Consider the following 225-nt stretch of genomic DNA (forward strand, 5'->3'; position numbering starts at 1 on the left):
GGCTTTGTTGCACAAAGATTTGAAATGCAAAGCGCCCCTAATTGAGCCAAATTTAAGGCGTAACTTGGGTAAGTGGTCGACCTAATTCCGTAAATCTGTTAAGGACTGCTACACGTGCATGGATCTCATTCACTTGGCTATCAAAACTCCTTGCACTGAGTTTATCTCCTAATAATTTGATGCAATGCATCTTAGTTTCAACCAAACTTCGCCGATGATAGCCTG

At 41.8% G+C, this 225-nt stretch carries 1 pseudogene; it reads right to left on the minus strand.

Annotated features, from left to right (window positions below):
- Positions 1-52 precede the first annotated feature (52 nt).
- A pseudogene (locus D7V20_RS19720) lies at positions 53-225 on the minus strand (IS5/IS1182 family transposase); the annotation flags it as partial.

Source organism: Acinetobacter rongchengensis (assembly GCF_003611475.1).
GTDB lineage: Bacteria > Pseudomonadota > Gammaproteobacteria > Pseudomonadales > Moraxellaceae > Acinetobacter > Acinetobacter rongchengensis.